Raw genomic sequence first — 18,611 nt, forward strand, 5'->3', positions numbered from 1 at the left:
TCAGGCGTAGCCGTGTGCCAGCAGCTCCTGCAGACTGAGTGGCGCGGGGCGCTGGCGATTCTCCAGGGCCGAGGCGAACGCCTCGGCCGCAGCCAGGGTGGTGGTGTAGCCCAGTTGTGCTCGCAACGCAGCCTCGCGAATCACGAAACTGTCGGCAATGGCCGCACCCGACCCCGTGGTATTGATCAGAAAGTCCACCCCGCCCCCGGCGATGTGATCCACGATGTGGGCCGCGCCTTCCAGCCGCGCCTCGTTGACCTTTGGCACACGCAGACAGGGAATGCCGCCCGCATGCAGTGCCGCGGCGGTGCCGCCCGTGGCCAGCAGGTCCAGGCCCAGAGCATGCAGACGGGCGCCCAGCCGCGCGGCGCGGGGCTTGTCCTCGTCGCGCACGCTGATGAAGACCCGTCCTTCCATGGGAAAGCGCGTGCCCGCGGCCAGCTGGGAAAAGGCGAAGGCCTCCGGGAAACTGCGTCCCATTCCCATCACTTCTCCCGTGGACTTCATTTCGGGCCCCAGCAATGGATCACTGCCCGGGAAACGGCCGAAGGGAAACACGGGCTGTTTCACGCTGACGAAACCGGGATCCTTGAGACCGTCGGGAGCGGCGTCGGACAGACTCATTCCGCTCATCACCAGCGCTCCCACCTTGGCCAGGGCAAACCCCCGGGCCTTGGCGATGAAAGGCACCGTGCGCGAGGCCCGCGGATTGACTTCCAGCAGGAACAGACCCTCGGGATGCAGGGCCAGCTGGGCATTCATCAGACCCACCACGCCCAGCTCGAGAGCCAGGCGGGTCACCAGTTGTGATACTTCTCGCAGGCGCGACGATTCCAGGCTGTGGGGTGGAAAACTGCAGGCGCTGTCGCCCGAGTGGATGCCCGCCTCCTCGATGTGCTGCATGATGCCCGCCACCAGCACGCGCTGGCCGTCGCAGACCAGGTCCACATCCAGCTCGATCGAATTCTCGAGATAGCGGTCGAGCAGCACGGGTCCCTGACCGCTCTCGATCTTCACCCGCTTGAGCCAGCGGCCCAGCTCGTCCGGGTCGTGCACCACCTCCATCGAACGGCCACCGAGCACATAGGAAGGCCGTACCATCAGGGGATACCCCAGTTGCTCGCCCAGCGCCAGGGCCTGCTCGGCGTTGCGCGCCGTATCACCCGCGGGTTGCAGGATGCCCAGCCGGGTGACCAGCTCGTGGAAACGCTGGCGATCCTCGCAGAGATCGATCACCGCGGGCGGAGTGCCCAGGATTGGAACCCCGGCCTCCTCGAGGGCTCGGGCCAGCTTGAGCGGGGTCTGTCCGCCGTACTGGATCACGACTCCGCTGGGGCGTTCGACGCGCACGATCTCGAGCACTTCTTCCAGGCAGAGCGGTTCGAAGTACAGGCGATCGCTGGTATCGGTGTCTGTCGAGACGGTTTCCGGATTGCAGTTGACCATGATGGTCTGGAAGCCCGCCTCGCGCAGCGCGAGCGCGGCGTGCACGCAGCAATAGTCGAACTCGATGCCCTGGCCGATCCGGTTGGGGCCGCTGCCCAGAATCATCATCCGGGGACGACTGTCCGGGCGGGCCTCGCACTCCTCGCCCCAGGTGCTGTACAGGTAGGCGGTGTCCGCCTCGAACTCGGCCGCGCAGGAATCCACGCGCTTGTACACGGGGTGCAGTCCCGCGGCGTGGCGCAGGGCCCGGACGTCCTGTTCGGCGCACTCACAAAGACGGGCCAGCCGGGCATCGGAGAATCCCAGTCGTTTCAGCAGTGGCAGCCGCGCCTCAAGCTCCTTCAGACGTGTCTCCCGGGGGAATGCAAGCAGCTCCGTTTCGTGTGTCACCAGCGCCTCAAGCTCCCGCAGGAACCAGGGGTCAATGGCGCACAGGGCGTGCAGTTCCATGACCGACCAGCCCTCGCGCAGGGCCTGGGCCACGAAGAGCAGCCGTTCCGGGCCGACCACCGTGATGCAGGACTCCAGCAGGGGGCGCGGCCAGTGGCCGGCGCTGTCGGGAGTCGGACAGGGGCGTTCGTCCAGCCCTTCCAGCCCGCTTTCCAGGCTGCGCAGAGCTTTCTGCAGCGCTTCGGCAAAACTGCCGCCCAGGGCCATCGCCTCACCCACCGAACTCATCTGGGTACCCAGCGAGGCGCGTGCGGCGGGAAACTTCTCGAAGGCGAAACGCGGTGCCTTGACGACCACATAGTCCAGGCTGGGCTCGAAGGAGGCCGGGGTGCGCCCGCCGGTCAGCTCGTTCTTCAACTCATCCAGTGTGTAACCGATGGCCAGTTTGGCCGCCACCCGGGCAATGGGAAATCCCGTGGCCTTCGAGGCCAGCGCGCTGCTGCGCGAGACACGCGGATTCATTTCAATCACCACCGCGCGGCCATCGCGCGGGTTCACCGCGAACTGCACGTTGCTGCCGCCGGTGTCCACGCCGATCTCGCGCAGCACGGCGATCGAGGCGTCGCGCAGGCCCTGGTACTCCCTGTCGGTCAGGGTCATCGGAGGAGCCACCGTGATCGAGTCGCCCGTGTGCACGCCCATGGGGTCCAGGTTTTCGATGGCGCACACGATGATCGCGTTGTCGGCCCGGTCGCGTACCACCTCCAGCTCGAACTCCTTCCAGCCCAGCAGGCTTTCCTCGATCAGCAGTTCGCTGGTGGGCGATGCCTGCAGGCCGCGGGCGCAGATCTCGCGGAATTCCTCGGGACTGCGCGCGATGCCGCCCCCGCTGCCGCCCAGGGTGAAGGAAGGACGGATCACGCAGGGCAGGCCGAAGTGCTGGCGTGCGCTCTCCGCCTCGGCCATGGTGCGGGCCATGCGTGACACGGGGCTGGCCAGCCCTATGCGGTCCATCGCGTCGCGAAACAGTTCGCGGTCTTCGGCGGTGCGGATCGCCCGTGCGCTGGCCCCGATCAGTTCCACTCCGTGCATGGCCAGAACGCCGTGCGCCTCCAGTTCCAGAGTCAGATTCAGGGCCGTCTGGCCACCCATGGTGGGCAGCAGGGCATCCGGTTTCTCGCGTTCGATGATCTCGGCCAGGCGGCGCCAGGTCAGCGGTTCGATGTAGGTCGCGTCCGCCAGCTCCGGGTCGGTCATGATCGTGGCCGGATTGGAATTGGCCAGGATCACGCGGTAGCCTTCTTCCTTCAGGGCGCGCACGGCCTGGGTGCCGCTGTAGTCGAACTCGCAGGCCTGGCCGATCACGATGGGACCGGCGCCGATCAGCAGGATCGAGGAAATGTCCTTGCGTGCGGGCATGGCTCAGGCCCTCCCTTGCGCGGTGCTCTGGCCATGGCGCGCACGGCGGAATTCACTCATGGCGACCACGAACCGGTCGAAGAGTCTGTCGGCATCACGGGGGCCCGGGCAGGCTTCGGGGTGGCCCTGAAAGCCGAAGGCTGGTTGCGATGTGCAGCGAATTCCCTGGATGCTGCCGTCAAAGAGACTGCGCTGGGTCACCTGCAGTGTGTCCGGCAGCCCTTCCTCGTCCACACAGAACCCGTGGTTCTGACTGGTGATCCAGACCTCGCCAGTGGCCTCGTCGCGCACGGGATGGTTGGCCCCGTGGTGGCCGAAGGCCAGTTTGCGGGTGCGTGCACCGGCGGCCAGCGCCAGCAGCTGATGGCCCAGGCAGATGCCGAAGAGCGGAAGCCGCAGGTCCAGCAACTGGCGCACGGTGGCGATTTCCTGATGACAGGCGGCGGGATCGCCCGGTCCGTTGGACAGCAGCACCCCATCGGGCTCAAGGGCCAGAATGGTGTCGGCGGGCGTGGACGGCGGCACCACCACCAGCGAACAGCCGCGATCCACCAGTCGGCGCAGCATCTGCTGCTTGGCGCCCAGATCCAGCACCACCACGCGCAGTCCACCGCCATCGGGCGTGCTGGCAGTCCCTTGCGGACTCCCGCTGCCCGTGCTCCATTGCAGGGCCAGAGGTGTGCCCGCGGCGGAAGCCAGGTTCAAGCCTTCCATCGACGGACTGCGGCGCGCTTCGTCCACGGCCCGGGCCGGGTCCATATTGCCGTCGCACACCAGACAGGCGCGCTGGCTGCCGTGGCTGCTGAGCAGGCGGGTCAGGCGGCGCGTGTCCACTCCCGCGATCGCGGGCAGGCCTGCCTGTTCCAGCCAGGTGGGCAGTTCCAGCCGCGAGCGCCAGCTGGAGGAGTGCAGGCTGAGATTGCGGATGATCAGCCCGGCGCAGTGGCTGCCGGCGCTTTCCAGGTCCGCCAGGGTCATGCCCGTGTTGCCGATGTGGGCCGCCGTCAGGCAGACCAGCTGGCCCGAATAGGAGGGGTCCGAGAGGATTTCCTCGTAGCCCGTCATCGCCGTGTTGAACACGGCTTCGCCGCAGCGACGGACGGGCGCACCGACGGAAATGCCGTGGAACAGACTGCCGTCTTCCAGGGCAAGCAATGCGGATTGTGACATGGGGACTCCGGTCTGAGGTCGTGGCTGGCCTGTGTGTACCGGAAGGAATGAGAGTAGCCATCCGGGGGCGCAGATGCAACGGGCGGGGAAACCGTGGCGGGATTTTGAGGCGGTTCAAGGCTGAGCACCGTCCTGCGCCAGCGTCGATTTTCTGGGCGCACATGGATCGCGCTGGCCAATCGGCTTGAAGAGTGACCAACGGGGCAGCTCCTGCTCCCGCTGGCCTATTTCAGCAGCAGCAGGCGCGTGCTGCGCACTCCCTGGGCTGTCTGCAGGCGGGCAAGATAGAGCCCCGAGGCCAGTGCGCTGCCGTCCACGATCACCGAATGACGTCCGGCCGGCTGTGTCTGGGCCACCAGTTCGCGCACCAGGGCGCCCTGGATGTTGAAGAGATCCAGACTCACGAATCCGTCCACGGGCAAGGTATACGCCAGGGTGGTGCTGGGATTGAAGGGGTTGGGCACGGGCGCGTCCAGGCTCAGGCTCCCGGGACGCAAGGGGGTCTGCTGGCCGGTGAGCTCCAGGGTCCAGTCACACAGCGCCCCGTTCTCGTTCCAGACCTGGTCTCCGTTGCGCACTTCGATGTGCATTTCCATGTCGTTTTCCAGCCAGATCTCCAGGGTGTCCAGCGCGGCTGCGGCATCCTGCAGACTGGAGGTGGAACCGGTCCAGGCGATCTGGCCCATGATCCAGATCTCCGCCTGCAGGTCCTGCGCCGGGGGAGGCACCACATCCAGCCCGATCAGCCCGTCGTTCCAGTCCACCAGAAATCCGCTGGTGGCGTCGGGTTCGTTGCCCGGGTTGTCAATGGTGCCGCACTCCGACTCCGGCCCGACCTGCATCAGCACCTCATGGGCACTGGCCCGGCAGGGCAGGCTGCCCACCACGGAGCCCAGCTCCAGCTGGGAGGAAAAGTAGCCGGCCTGGTCGGACTGGAACATCAGTTCGAAGGTGCGACTCTCGCCGCTGGTCAGGCTGAACTCCGGCGAGCCCTGCAATTGGAACACAGCATCCGGAATGCGCAGTGTGTCGGCCAGCAGCAGATCGCCCGTGTTGGTCAGGGTGAACGATGCGCTGCGCGAGCCATGCACGAGGGATGGGGCGAAGAACAGGCTGTCCGGCTCGAGAAGAGCACTGGTGTGCAGGCTGCGCTGGATCGCCAGACTGTGTCCGTATCCGGCCGACAGTTTCAGGAAGGACTGATTGGCTCCCTGCAGCTCGCACTGGCCGCTGAAGTTTCCGCCCCAGGCCGCCAGGCTGCTGTCGGCACGCAGGGCAAGACAGTGGGTCCAGCCCGCGGAAACCGCGATGAAATCTTCATTGGGCGCGGGAAGTGTGCAGGCTCCGTAGAGATTGCGTCCCCAGGCGACCAGACTGCTGTCGGCCCTGAGCGCCACCACGAAATCGGGGCCGGCGGACAGAGCGGTGAAGTTGCTGTTGGGTTCGGGAATGTCGCACTGACCGAAGGTGTTGGAGCCCCAGGCGACCAGGCTGCCGTCGGCCTTGAGGCCGATGCTGAAGTTGTCGCCGCCATCCACGGCCACGAAGTCCGCATTCGGCTCGGGCACCGAGCACTGGCCTTCCACATTCATGCCCCAGGCGGCCACGCTGCCATCGGACCTCAGGGCCAGACTGTGGTGGAAACAGGAACTGATCGCCACGAAATCCTGATTGGGCTGCGGACTGTCGGACTCTCCCGCCACATTGCTGCCCCAGGCCACCACCGTGCTGTCGCTGCGCAGGGCCAGATTGTGCGAATAACCAGCGGAGATCGCTCGATAACTGGAGGTCGGGTCGGGCATGGGCGCCCAGGGCACTCCCCAGGACACCAGGCTGCCGTCGGCCAGCAGGGCCAGACTTTCCAGCGAGCCGGCACTCACGGCCATCACCGAATCAGGAGAGATCAAGGATGGCAGTTCGAAATCTCCCAGCACGACGATGTGCCCCACGGACTGTGCGAATCCGGACAGGCAGATGAACTGAAGACTGGCCACGGTGGCCAGGACGCAGCGACGTGACATGAACGCACTCCAGCGCGGGGTGGGGGAAGACCGCTGATTGGATTCAAATTGATGGATGCTAAAGGATTCTGTGCTGCGACAAACAAGGCACATTTTGCGTGCGTGAGCAAGCAGTGAATACACTCCTCATGAAAGGCCGGGCGAGGTGCCGTCCCCGGACCGTGGGTGAGCGGCCTGTCCCGACCTTTTCTGATCATGGAGCGGTCCGTGGTCCTTGCATCGGGCCGGACTGACGCCAGACTCTTCGATTCAGCATATTCAGCAGCCGCAACAGCCAAAGGGGGACCGCATGGATCTGCGACTGGTCATGACCACCGTGCCCGACGAAGACTTCGCCCAGCGGATCAGTCTGGCGCTGGTCCAGGAAAAACTGGCCGCCTGCGTGAGCAGCATTCCGATTTCCCAGTCGGTGTACGTCTGGGAAGGCAACCTGCAGAAAACGGCCGAAATTCAACTTGTGATCAAGACCGTCAGCTGGAAACTGGAAGAGCTGGCCATGCGCCTGTCCGAACTGCATCCTTATGAATTGCCCGAATTCGTCGTCATCAAACCCGAGGCGGCGGGCACGGCCTGGATGTCCTGGGTGCGCACACACACCGGAGGAGCGCAATGAGCGAACTCACCGTCCACTACATGCGTTGGGCCAAGGGTCATCAACATGGCACACATGATCTGGCCTCCTCGGGCATGCCTCCCGTGGATCCGCGGCGGGCGGGACTGCTGCGCGACGAAACGCTGTACCTGGAAGCGGCACGCGGCGGTGATCCAGGCCTGCCCTCGCTGCAGCAGGCACTGGCCGACTGGATCGGTGGCACACCGGCCATGTTCCAGACCGGCATCGGCACCAGCGGAATCAACCTGCTGGCCCTGCGTGCCATTGCCGCACCCGGTGACACGGTGCTGGTGGAGACACCCGTTTACGAACCGCTCTGGAAACTGCCCGAACTCTTCGGCATGCACGTGAGCCACTTCCGGCGGGATGCCTTCGGCGACAGCAGCCTGCGACTGGAGGAACTGGAACGCGCCTGGCGTCCCGGCACGACCGCCGTGGTGCTGAGCAATCTTTTCAACCCGGGGGGCAACCGGCTCTCCAATGGCGAACTGGAAATGCTGGCCGACTTCGCCCGGGACCGCAAGCTGCGTGTGCTGCTGGACGAGGTCTACATGCCGTTCTGCGACGGCGGGCATGGCCACCGGCAGCTCTCCTTCCTGCGCTCGCCCCTTTTCATCAGCACGCTCAGCCTGACCAAGGGCTGGGGCCTCAGCTGCCTGCGCCTGGGCATCATGGCCTGCCGGGACGAGGACATCGTGAGACGCGCCGACCATCTGAACGACTCGGTCAACGTGGTGCATCCCTTCGTCAGCGAGCACGCGGGCCGCCAGTTGATTTCCAATCCCGAGCGACTGGACCTGCTCCTGCTGCCGCACCTGGAACGCATCGAGGAGAATTTCCGGCAGCTCAAGGACCAGTGCGAGGCGCGCGGCATCGCCGTCTCACAACGCTCGGCCGGCCTCTGCTGTTTTCTGCGCATCCCCGGCGAACCCGAACTGGGCGCCTTCTGCGACCGCCTGCTGGCCGAGCGTGGAGTGGTGGTCGTGGATGGGGGATACTTCCAGGCACCGGGCCACCTGCGCATCGGGCTGGGGGCCACGCGCGAGCATTTTGATCGGGGCCTCGAGATTCTGCTGGACCAGCTTGGCCGACTGGAGCACTGAGTTCATCTCCCGACCAAGGTCCCGATCCGTCGCAGGGTTGGACGTCCGGCCTCCCGCTGACATCATTCAACACCAAAGGCAAGGTGCGTCGGGCGCTTGCCACGGATCGTGTGACACCACGATCGCCCAACCGCGACAGGAGCCTTCATGAACGCCACCCACGTGGAAGTGCGTCACTTGACCCGCGAGGACATGGCCGAACTGCGCGCCGCCAGTGAACAGGTCTACCAGCAGGAAGAGCTGGCCACCTGGAACGACGTGACCATCGATACCCTGCTGACCATCTTTCCCGAAGGCCAGATCTGTGTCTGCGTGGATGGGGTGGTGGTCGGCTGTGCCCTCTCGCTCATCATCGACTATCCGCGCTTCGGAGATGACCACACCTATGCCCAGATCACGGGAAAGATGAGCTTCGACACCCATGACCCTTACGGGGATGTGCTCTATGGAATCGAAGTCTTCATCCACTCGAAGTATCGCGGGCTGCGCCTGGCCCGGCGACTGTACGACGCGCGCAAGGAACTCTGCGAGAACCTGAATCTGCGGGCGATCATCGCGGGCGGGCGGATGCCCACCTACGCCAAACATGCCGCAAGCATGAGTGCCAAGCAGTTCATCGAGAAGGTCAAGACCCGCGAGCTCTACGACCCCGTGCTCAGTTTCCAGCTGGCCAATGATTTTCACGTGCGCAAGCTGCTCAAGGGATACCTGAGCGGCGACCGCGAGTCGCTGGAGTACGCCACCCTGATCGAGTGGCCCAATATGTACTACACGCGGTCGGTGAAACTGATCAACACGGAAAAAGTGGAAGTGCGGCTGGGAATCGTGCAGTGGCAGATGCGCGCCATGTCGTCGCTGGAGGATTTCTTCGCCCAGGCGGAGATGTTCGTGGACGCCGTCTCGGATTACAAGAGTGATTTCGTGCTCTTTCCCGAGCTCTTCAATGCGCCGCTGATGGCCGAGTTCAACCATCTGCGTGTCACCGAAAGCATTCGTCGTCTGGCGGGCTACACCGACGCGATCCGCGAGAAGTTCATCGAGTTCGCGATTTCGTACAACATCAACATCATCTCGGGCAGCATGCCCTGCCTCGTGGATGGCAAGCTGTACAACTCGGGCTTCCTCTGCCGCCGCGATGGCACCTGGGAGCGCTACGACAAGCTGCATGTGACACCTGCCGAAGCCAGAAACTGGGCGATGAACGCGGGCAACCGGATCCGGGTCTTCGACACCGACTGCGGCAAGATCGGGATCATGGTGTGTTACGATGTGGAATTCCCCGAATACTCGCGCCTGCTGGCCGACCAGGGCATGAACATTCTCTTCGTGCCCTTCCTGACCGATACCCAGAATGGCTACACGCGCGTGAGGCATTGCGCCATGGCCCGGGCCATCGAGTGCGAATGTTATGTGGCCATCGCCGGCGCGGTGGGAAACCTGGCCAAGGTGAACAACATGGACATCCAGTACGCCCAGTCCGCTCTGTTCACTCCCTCGGACTTCTCCTTTCCCACCACGGGCATCAAGGCCGAGGCGACGCCCAATACCGAAATGACCATGATCGTGGACATCAATCTGGACCTGCTGAAGACCCTGCACAACAATGGCAGTGTGCATGCCATGCGCGACCGGCGCAACGACCTGTACCGTCTGGAGCTGCTGCGATCGGATGCCGGAACCGAATACGGCGGCTGAGCGCGGCCCCGAATGTTCCGGTCCGATTCTCTCTCAAGGCTGTAAACCATGACAGACAATTCGGCCCGGACGCAGGCATCGGTCTGGCCCTCCTCACGCTCGCTGGCGGTTGACGGTGCTCCCTGAGGCTGGCCTGTGCAAGGATAACAGTGTCATGTATCGACAATGCGCACGATCTTCAATAAAAACAAGCCGTGGCTTGGGTGGATTCAAGAAACTCCTCCCATTGCAGACGAACTGGCCCGGAGCTTGCATTTCGGATTGCGTTCTGTCGCCGCTCCGGCGATGGGTTCCTGTTCCTGTCATGGAGATTCCACCGATGACGCGCACCATAGGTGTACTTGCCCTCGTTCTGCTGTCCGGAATCGGTCTTGCCAGCATGGCCCAGACGCAGGGCGGCCCGGGCAACGGTCCGGGTCAGCTGCTTGATCCCTGGGGCATCGGGCCCACCACCTCCGAGAGCGATGAGGACTCTGGTATCCTCTTCGGGGATGGTCCGGGAGTCCTGCTTTACCAGCCCCCGCGGGAACAGGGCCACGGCGCGAGTCCCTTCCTTCCGCCCAAAGGCCTCGGCATCCTGCCCTGGAAGCAGGACCCGCGGCAAGGCGCAGGTCGCAAGTAGAGCGGCCACTTCTTCGTCACACCCGCCCAGCCATTGCGAAACCCGCGGCCACCAAGGTTGCGGGTTTCGTGTTTCATGAATTGCTGTTTCCTGTTGCCGAGTGGTCTGGCAGAAATTCGAACCGTACAATTGGACCGTGCGTTCCCACGGATGCCAACCGCAATCGTCATCAGGAATTCGCCCCGCGCGAACCGGGACACTGCGTGGGTGCTGGGGGGCAAGGCACCAAGTCCAGATGGAAAACCCCGGAGAACGGACCCATGGAACGCGGCATCCTGATCACCCACGGCACGGACACCCTGGCCTGGACCCTGCCCTTTCTGCGCTATGCGCTCAAGAACCTGGACTGCAATGTCTGTCTCACGGGCAGCCAGGTGCCCATGGAGCATGCCTTCGCCCATTCCGATGGCTTCCAGAACGTGCACGGTGCCGTGCGTTTCCTGTCCATGCTGGAGCCACCGACGCTGTTCGCCGTGTTCAACAATGGCACCGAAGCCTTCGAGGACAGTCTGGCCAAGGTGGAACGCTGGCGCGGCAGCGCCTTCATCGGCAGTCCCATCGCCACCATGGAATGGGACGAGATCCAGCACCGGGCCGGCGACGCCCGCCTGCGCGAGCCGTTGGTGCTGGACGAGTTGCACCTGATCACAACCGGCGGCACGATTGACAGCGCACCGATCCACGGTCGCGACGATTCGCTGATTCCCGGCTACAGCGTGGTCGAGGACTTTCTGCGCATGGCCATGCCCGACGCCTTTCACAGCATTGCGGTGCATCGCGTGTGCTCGGTGGATTCCGCCGAGATGACACGTCCGCTGATGGAAGCCATCGCCCGGGAAGTCTGGCGCTGCGCCACGGGGCGCACGGACCAAAACCCCGGCGTGGAGGACGGACTGGACCTCAACTTCTGCGACCGGGTGCGCATCGCCTACTGCGACCCCTTCCGCAGCGCGCACGAGTACTGCCGCGCCGTGGACGAGAACCGCGCCGTGATCCTGGCCGGCTACGGCGGCGGCAACGCCTGCGCCAACCCACAACTTCCCGAGAACGCACTGGAAGCGCTCAAGCTGGCCCGCGAACAGGGCAAACCCTTCATCCTGACCAGCCAGGTACCCATCGGCCCCGCCGACTTCGTCTACGAAACGGGCGCACGCTTCATCCGCGAGGGCGCGATTTCCGGCGTGGACAACAGCCTGCCCGAGTGCCAGCTGCGCGCCATGTACCTGCTGGGCCACGAGCGCGAACTGGGCCAGATGGCCAGCAACCTGGGCCTGAGCGCCGAAACGCTCTTCGAGACCCTCTTCCTCTCCGGCATGAAATTCCGCAACCCCGCCTCGCGCCAGAACTACCAGAAGCTCAGCGGCGGCCGTGTGCAGCTTTTGAAACACGATCTGCTGGTGGGGCGGCCGTTCGTGGGCATCGAGGATGAGTTGCGGGAGTTGTTGAAGAAGTAGCTGAGCTCGAATAAGTTCGAATCTCGTATTCCAGAAACAGGTACCACTGCCATGAACAAAAAGTCTCTGACCGAAGCAGACATACGTACGAAATTCATCACGCCTGCAATACTTGGCGCCAATGGCGACAAATGGGACGTGATGACCCAGGTGCGCGAAGAAGTCTACTTCACGAAAGGTCGCGTCATCGTTCGTGGCAAGACGGTCAAGCGGGGCAAAGCGAAGAAGGCCGACTACCTGCTCTTCTTCAAGCCCAATGTCCCCTTGGCAATCGTCGAAGCCAAGGACAACAACCACGCGGTCGGGGCCGGCATGCAGCAGGCGCTTGAGTACGCCGAAATCCTTGATGTGCCATTCGCCTACAGTTCGAACGGTGATGCCTTTCTCGAGCACGATCGTACCGTCACGTCAGGAACCGTCACACGAGAATTCCCGCTTGATCAGTTTCCCTCGGCAGAGGAACTCTGGCGGCGCTACTGCGCGGCCAAAGGCTGGGATGGACCCAAGCAAAAGGTCAACACGCAGGATTACTACGACGACGGTTCAGGCAAATCTCCCAGATACTACCAGCAGATTGCCATCAACCGAACCGTCGAAGCGATCTCTCGCGGCCAGAACCGGATTCTGCTGGTCATGGCAACGGGCACCGGAAAGACGTATACATCCTTCCAGATCATCTGGCGGCTGTGGAAGGCCGGCGTCAAGAAGCGAATTCTCTTCCTCGTGGATCGCAACATCCTCGCCGACCAGACCAAGACCAACGATTTCAAGCCCTTCGGCAAGGCGATGACGAAAATCGTCAACCGCACGGTGGACAAGTCCTACGAAATCTATCTCAGCCTCTATCAGGCCGTGACCGGCAACGAAGAGGTACAGAACGTCTACAAGCAGTTCTCGCCCGATTTCTTTGATCTGGTCATCGTGGATGAGTGTCACCGGGGCAGCGCAGCCGATGATGCCAGTTGGCGCCAGGTACTTGAGTACTTTCAATCGGCCACTCAGATCGGCCTTACCGCCACACCAAAGGAGACTCGCGACGTTTCCAACATCGAGTACTTCGGCAAGCCGGTCTTCATGTACTCGCTCCGTCAGGGCATCGCCGACGGGTTTCTGGCACCCTACAAGGTCGTGCGAATCGGACTGGACAAAGACCTCGACGGCTGGCGCCCGGAATCCGGCCAGAGGGACAGACTCGGCCAGGTCATCGAAGACCGTGAATACAATTCCAGTGATTACGACCGCGACCTGATCCTCGAAAGGCGCACTGAGGTTGTTGCCGCCAAGGTCACCGAATACCTGCGCGCCACCAATCGCTTTGCCAAGACCATCATTTTCTGCGAGCGCATCGATCATGCGGAACGCATGCGCCAGGCGATGGTGAATGCCAATCCCGACCTGGCCGCCGCCAATGCCCGCTACGTGATGCGCATCACGGGTGACGATGACGAAGGCAAGAAGCAGCTCGACAACTTCATCGACCCCGAGTCCACCTATCCGGTTGTTGCCTGCACTTCCCGGCTGATGAGCACGGGCGTGGATGCCCAGACGTGTCAACTGATCGTGCTTGACCGGATCATCAATTCCATGACCGAGTTCAAGCAGATCATCGGACGTGGAACACGCATCAACGAGGACTACAACAAGTTCTTCTTCACCATCATGGATTTCCGCCGTGCCACGGTTCTCTTTTCCGACCCCGACTTCGATGGAGATCCTGTCCAGATTCACGAACCAGGCCCAGGCGATCCACCCGTTCCCCCGGACGCGCCACCGTCTGATCCGCCGACTGATCCTCCTCTGCCTCCCGATGGCCCGGACGACGATGACCGGCAACCGCGTACCCGGTACTTCGTGGACAACGTCGATGTTCGCGTGGTCATGGAGCGGGTCCAGTTCCTTGATGAGTACGGGAAGCTCATCACCGAATCCCTGACGGACTACACGCGCAAGGCGGTTCACAGGAACTACGCATCACTTGACGATTTTCTGAGCACCTGGAACTCCGCGGAGAGAAAGCAGGCCATCGTGGATCTGCTGGTCGAGCAAGGAGTCTTCATCGAGGAGCTGGCCGAACAGGTTGGCCGTGACTACGACCCCTTCGATCTGGTCTGCCACATCGCCTTCGATCAGCCACCGCTCACTCGTCGGGAACGTGCCGAACAGGTCAGAAAGAAGCACGTCTTCGCGAAGTACGGGGATCAGGCGCGTGCCGTTCTTGAAGCCCTGCTCCAGAAGTACGCCGACTACGGCATCGCCAGCGTCGAGTCGATGGACATCCTGAAGGTGGACCCTCTCCGCGTCCATGGCACACCCATGGAAATCGTCGGATTCTTCGGTGACCTGGAAAGTTACGATGCGGCCATCCATGAACTTGAAACCGCCCTTTATGAGAAAGCAGCGTAGCTCATGCCCAATGTTTCCAACGTGGTCAAGTCCATCCAGGACATCATGCGCAAGGATGCCGGCACCTACGGTGACGCGCAGCGTCTCGAACAGCTTGGCTGGATGTTCTTCCTGAAGATCTTTGACGATCGCGAGCAGGAGATGGCGCTGCTGCGTGACAGCTACAGATCGCCGCTTCCCAAGCATCTGCGCTGGTCTGACTGGGCAAAGGATGAGGAAGGTATCACTGGCGACGCCTTGCTTGACTTCGTAAACAACACGCTCCTGCCAAAACTCAAAGCCCTCACCGGTGGCGATCGGATGCACTCCCTGATCCGCACGACCTTCGAGGATGCCAACAACTACATGAAGAACGGCACCTTGATGCGGCAGGTCGTCAACAAGATCAACGGCATCGATTTCAACGCCTCCGACGATCGTCACATGTTCGGCGACATCTACGAGAAGCTCCTCAAGGACCTTCAGTCCGCGGGCAATGCCGGCGAGTTCTACACACCACGAGCCGTGACACAGTTCATCGTCGAGCAAGTCAATCCTCGCCTCGGCGAGACTCTGCTTGACCCCGCCTGCGGCACCGGTGGCTTCCTTGTGTGCGCCATCGAGCACCTGCGGAAACAGGCGAAGACCGAGGCGGATGAACGGGCCATCCAGGACTGCTTTTCCGGCATCGAGAAGAAGCACCTGCCCCATGTGCTCTGCATGACCAACCTCATGCTCCACGGCATCGACGTTCCCTCGAACGTCCGCCACGACAACACCCTCGCCCGCCCCCTGCGTGACTGGGGACCAAAGGAGCGCGTGGACGTGATCGTCACCAACCCGCCCTTCGGCGGCATGGAGGAGGACGGCATCGAGTCCAACTACCCCGCCGAATTCCGCACGCGCGAGACCGCCGACCTCTTCCTCGTGCTCCTCATGAAGCTGCTCAAGCCCGGCGGTCGCGCCGGACTCGTGCTGCCCGATGGCACCCTCTTCGGCGAAGGCGTCAAGACCCGGATCAAGGAAGCCCTGCTGACCGAGTGCAACCTGCACACCATCGTCCGCCTGCCCAACGGCGTCTTCAATCCCTACACCAGCATCCGCACCAATCTCCTCTTCTTCACCAAGGGCGCGCCCACGACCCACGTCTGGTTCTACGAGCACCCCTATCCGCCCGGCGCCAAGAGCTACAACAAGGGCAAACCCATCCGCATCGAGGAGTTCGAGGCCGAGCGCGCCTGGTGGGGCAAGGAAAGCAAGGGTTTCAAATCCCGCGTGGAAAACGAGCAGGCCTGGCGCGTCTCCTTTGACACCATCAAGGCCGGCAACTTCAATCTGGACCTCAAGAACCCGCACAGCCCCGACACCGGTCCCGGCGATGTGGATCACCTGCTGCCCGAATACGAAAAGCTTCTCGCCCGGATCGCCGAGACACGAGGGCAGTTGAAGACGCTGCTCATGGAGGCGCTCAATCGATGAAAAGGACAGCCGCCGCCACACGCAAAACCGCCGACAAGACCAATCCAGACAGCCTCGCCCCGCTCATCGCCGAGCTTCGCAGCCTCGTCCAGTCCGCCCGCCGGGGCGTGGCGTCGGTGATCGATACGTTTCAGGTGATGACCAATTTTGAGATAGGCCGGCGCATCGTCGAGCATGAGCAGAAGGGCGAGAAACGCGCGGCGTACGGAGCCGAATTGCTGAAAGAGCTTTCGTCACGGCTGAGGGAGGAATTCGGACGCGGGTTTTCAAAGGCGAACCTCGAATACATGAGGCGGTTCTATCTGGAGTGGCGGGATCGTGTGCCACCCATTGCCCAGCAGGCTGCTGGGCAATGGGGGGCAGGGCAGATCCAACAGAAGCCTGCTGTCAGAATGGCCTCGGCCGAGATTGCCCAGCAGCCTGCTGGGCAATTCGGCAATCCTTTCACCCTCAGCTGGACCCACTATGTCATTCTTCTCACGGTCAAGGACCCGGATGAACGCAGCTTCTACGAGATCGAGGCCACCAACGAAGGCTGGTCCGTGCCCGAGCTGAAACGCCAGAAGGCTTCCTGTCTCTACCAACGCCTCGCCCTCAGCCGGGACAAAGCCGGCATCAAACGCCTCGCCCGCGAGGGGCAGATCATCACCGGGCCGGAAGACCTGCTCAAGGAACCTCTCGTCCTCGAATTTCTCGGTCTGGAGGAGCAGGCCCGCTACTCCGAATCCGACCTCGAATCCGCCATCATCAGCCACCTCGAAAAATTCCTCCTCGAACTGGGCAAGGGCTTCCTCTTCGAGGCGCGGCAGAAGCGCTTCACCTTCGAGGGCGACCATTACTTCCTCGACCTTGTCTTCTACAACCGCCTCCTCCGCTGCTACCTGGTCATTGACTTGAAGCTCGCCAAGCTCACACACCAGGACCTCGGGCAGATGCAGATGTATGTGAACTACTACGACCGCGAGGTGAAGCTCCCGGAGGAGAACCCCACCATCGGCCTGCTCCTCTGCCGCGAGAAAAACGAGGCCGTTGTAAAGCTCACCCTCCCGCCAGACGCCAACATCCACGCCCGGGAATACCAGCTCTACCTGCCCTCGAAGGAACTGCTCCAGGCCAAGCTCCTCGAATGGGTGCGCGAAGAGGAAGCCAGGCCATGAAGCAGGAAACGTTTTTCAAGAAGTTCGACCAGTTCGCGGACGCGCCCGATGCGGTGGCGAAGATGCGCGAGCTGGTGCTGGAGCTTGCGATTCAGGGAAAGCTGGTTGCACAAGATGGCACAGACGAGCCCGCGCGTAAGCAGCTTGAGCGGATTGCCGCCAAGAAGTTGAAAACCGGCCGCGTCGCTAGAGTGAAAGCGCGCGCAGGCGCAAGCTCCGCGACTGAAGACATTGAAACCTACGTTCCCGATGGATGGGAGAATACTTCCCTTGCCGCTCTCGTCACCGTGCTGAATGGCCGCGCCTACTCAAAGGATGAGCTACTTGAGGCGGGGACGCCGGTTCTCCGCGTCGGCAATCTCTTCACCTCAAAACACTGGTACTACTCCGACCTCGAACTCGAACTAGACAAGTATTGCGACACGGGAGACCTGATCTTCGCGTGGTCGGCATCGTTTGGCCCGTTCATCTGGCCGGGGCCGAAGGTGATCTACCACTACCATATCTGGAAGCTTGAGCTGCATAGCGAGGCAGACCTGCACAAAGGCTATCTGTATTGGTTCCTCCAGAACAAAACTCAAGAGATCAGGCGGGCAGGTCACGGAGTCTCCATGCTCCACATGACGAAAGAGAAGATGGAGAAGCTGGAGGTGGTTCTCCCACCCCTCGCCGAGCAGAAGCGGATCGTGGCCAAGGTGGATGAGTTGATGGCGTTGTGTGACCGCCTGGAGGCGCAGCAGCAGGAACGAGAGACACGACACGCCGCGCTCGCCCGCGCATCGCTGGCCCGCTTTGCCGACGCGCCCACCCCGGCCAACCTCAACTTCCTCTTCCACCCGTCCTACGACATTTCCCCTGCAGACCTCCGCAAGTCCATTCTCACTCTCGCTGTCCAAGGCAAACTCGTCCCCCAAGACCCCAACGACGAAGATGCACGAGCCATGATTGATCGCGCGATGGCGGAACGGCAGCAAACGATCAAAACCAAGAGCCTTCGACGGAAGGAACTCGACGATTCGGTCGATCTATTTGTGCACGCTGATTTGCCATCGTCATGGTGTGTTGAGCGAATCGCTAATCTCGTCGATCCTGAAAACACGATTTCATACGGCGTCCTCGTTCCGGGAATCGATGTGCCAGACGGCATCCCGTTCGTCCGCGCTCAAGACCTCCGCCTTGCCAATCATCCGCTGAGGCCCAACAAGACCATCGCGCCAGAGATTGAAAAGCCTTACGCCCGAACACGGCTCACAGGTGGCGAGATACTGCTCTGCGTCGTCGGCAGCATCGGAAAGCTTGGCGTCGTTCCTGATTCGTGGGCAGGTGCGAACATCGCGAGAGCCGTCGCACGCATCAAACCCATCCCCGATGTTCTCCGCGATTACCTGCTGCTCGTTCTCCAAGAGCAGTCGGTTCAGAACTACTTTACTTCGACAACGCGTACTCTTGCGCAACCGACGTTGAACGTCGGTATGATCGAGCAGACGCCGATTCCAATACCACCCCTCGCCGAACAACGCCGGATCGTGGCCAAAGTGGAGCAACTGATGGCCCTGGTGGACGAGTTGGAATCGCAGCTCGCGGACTCCCGCGCCATCGCCAAAGACCTTCTGTCTGCCCTGATTGCAGAATTGACCAGCTGAAAGAACACGCATGGCAC

Annotated in this window: 12 protein-coding genes; 9 read left to right on the forward strand and 3 right to left on the reverse strand. The window is 62.5% G+C overall.

Annotation, left to right across the window (positions count from 1 at the left end; translation table 11 throughout):
* The 3 genes from carB to H6678_14030 all read right to left on the reverse strand — a co-directional run bounded on the left by carB (position 1) and on the right by H6678_14030 (position 6,446).
* On the reverse strand, positions 1 to 3,255 hold the full coding sequence (carB, locus tag H6678_14020) for a carbamoyl-phosphate synthase large subunit (GenBank protein MCB9474911.1): 3,255 nt from the start codon (positions 3,253 to 3,255) through the stop codon (positions 1 to 3).
* Between the two features lie 3 nt (positions 3,256 to 3,258).
* Positions 3,259 to 4,425 (reverse strand): glutamine-hydrolyzing carbamoyl-phosphate synthase small subunit, encoded by a 1,167-nt coding sequence (gene carA / locus H6678_14025; GenBank protein ID MCB9474912.1) that lies wholly within the window; start codon positions 4,423 to 4,425, stop codon positions 3,259 to 3,261.
* A gap of 224 nt (positions 4,426 to 4,649) precedes the next feature.
* Complete coding sequence (locus H6678_14030) at positions 4,650 to 6,446, reverse strand: T9SS type A sorting domain-containing protein (protein ID MCB9474913.1); 1,797 nt, start codon at positions 6,444 to 6,446, stop codon at positions 4,650 to 4,652.
* 289 nt (positions 6,447 to 6,735) lie between these two features.
* On the opposite strand from H6678_14030, the gene H6678_14035 reads away from it, so the two are divergent.
* The 9 genes from H6678_14035 (at position 6,736) to H6678_14075 (ending at position 18,594) form a co-directional block, all read left to right on the forward strand.
* Positions 6,736 to 7,059 (forward strand): divalent-cation tolerance protein CutA, encoded by a 324-nt coding sequence (locus H6678_14035; protein ID MCB9474914.1) that lies wholly within the window; start codon positions 6,736 to 6,738, stop codon positions 7,057 to 7,059.
* The gene (locus tag H6678_14040) at positions 7,056 to 8,162 is read left to right on the forward strand and encodes a pyridoxal phosphate-dependent aminotransferase (protein ID MCB9474915.1); all 1,107 of its coding nucleotides are present in this window, start codon (positions 7,056 to 7,058) and stop codon (positions 8,160 to 8,162) included. Before H6678_14035 ends, H6678_14040 begins: the two co-directional genes overlap by 4 nt.
* 147 nt (positions 8,163 to 8,309) lie before the next feature.
* Entirely contained in the window at positions 8,310 to 9,857 is a 1,548-nt protein-coding gene (locus H6678_14045) for a bifunctional GNAT family N-acetyltransferase/carbon-nitrogen hydrolase family protein (protein ID MCB9474916.1), read from the forward strand.
* A 319-nt stretch (positions 9,858 to 10,176) separates the two neighbouring features.
* Positions 10,177 to 10,479 carry a hypothetical protein gene (locus H6678_14050; GenBank protein MCB9474917.1) on the forward strand — a complete coding sequence of 101 codons (303 nt, stop codon included), beginning with the start codon at positions 10,177 to 10,179 and terminating at the stop codon, positions 10,477 to 10,479.
* A 260-nt stretch (positions 10,480 to 10,739) separates the two neighbouring features.
* Entirely contained in the window at positions 10,740 to 11,933 is a 1,194-nt protein-coding gene (locus H6678_14055) for an asparaginase (protein MCB9474918.1), read from the forward strand.
* 51 nt (positions 11,934 to 11,984) lie between these two features.
* Complete coding sequence (locus tag H6678_14060) at positions 11,985 to 14,336, forward strand: DEAD/DEAH box helicase family protein (GenBank protein ID MCB9474919.1); 2,352 nt, start codon at positions 11,985 to 11,987, stop codon at positions 14,334 to 14,336.
* 3 nt (positions 14,337 to 14,339) lie between these two features.
* Entirely contained in the window at positions 14,340 to 15,794 is a 1,455-nt protein-coding gene (locus H6678_14065) for an SAM-dependent DNA methyltransferase (GenBank protein ID MCB9474920.1), read from the forward strand.
* Positions 15,791 to 16,951: a DUF1016 domain-containing protein gene (locus H6678_14070; GenBank protein MCB9474921.1), complete on the forward strand. Its 1,161-nt coding sequence runs from the start codon at positions 15,791 to 15,793 to the stop codon at positions 16,949 to 16,951. Before H6678_14065 ends, H6678_14070 begins: the two co-directional genes overlap by 4 nt.
* A complete protein-coding gene (locus tag H6678_14075) occupies positions 16,948 to 18,594 on the forward strand; it encodes a restriction endonuclease subunit S (protein ID MCB9474922.1) in 1,647 nt (548 codons plus the stop codon). Before H6678_14070 ends, H6678_14075 begins: the two co-directional genes overlap by 4 nt.
* The last annotated feature ends 17 nt before the right edge of the window (positions 18,595 to 18,611 follow it).

The organism is Candidatus Delongbacteria bacterium, assembly GCA_020634015.1.
Taxonomy (GTDB): Bacteria; CAIWAD01; CAIWAD01; order CAIWAD01; family CAIWAD01; genus JACKCN01.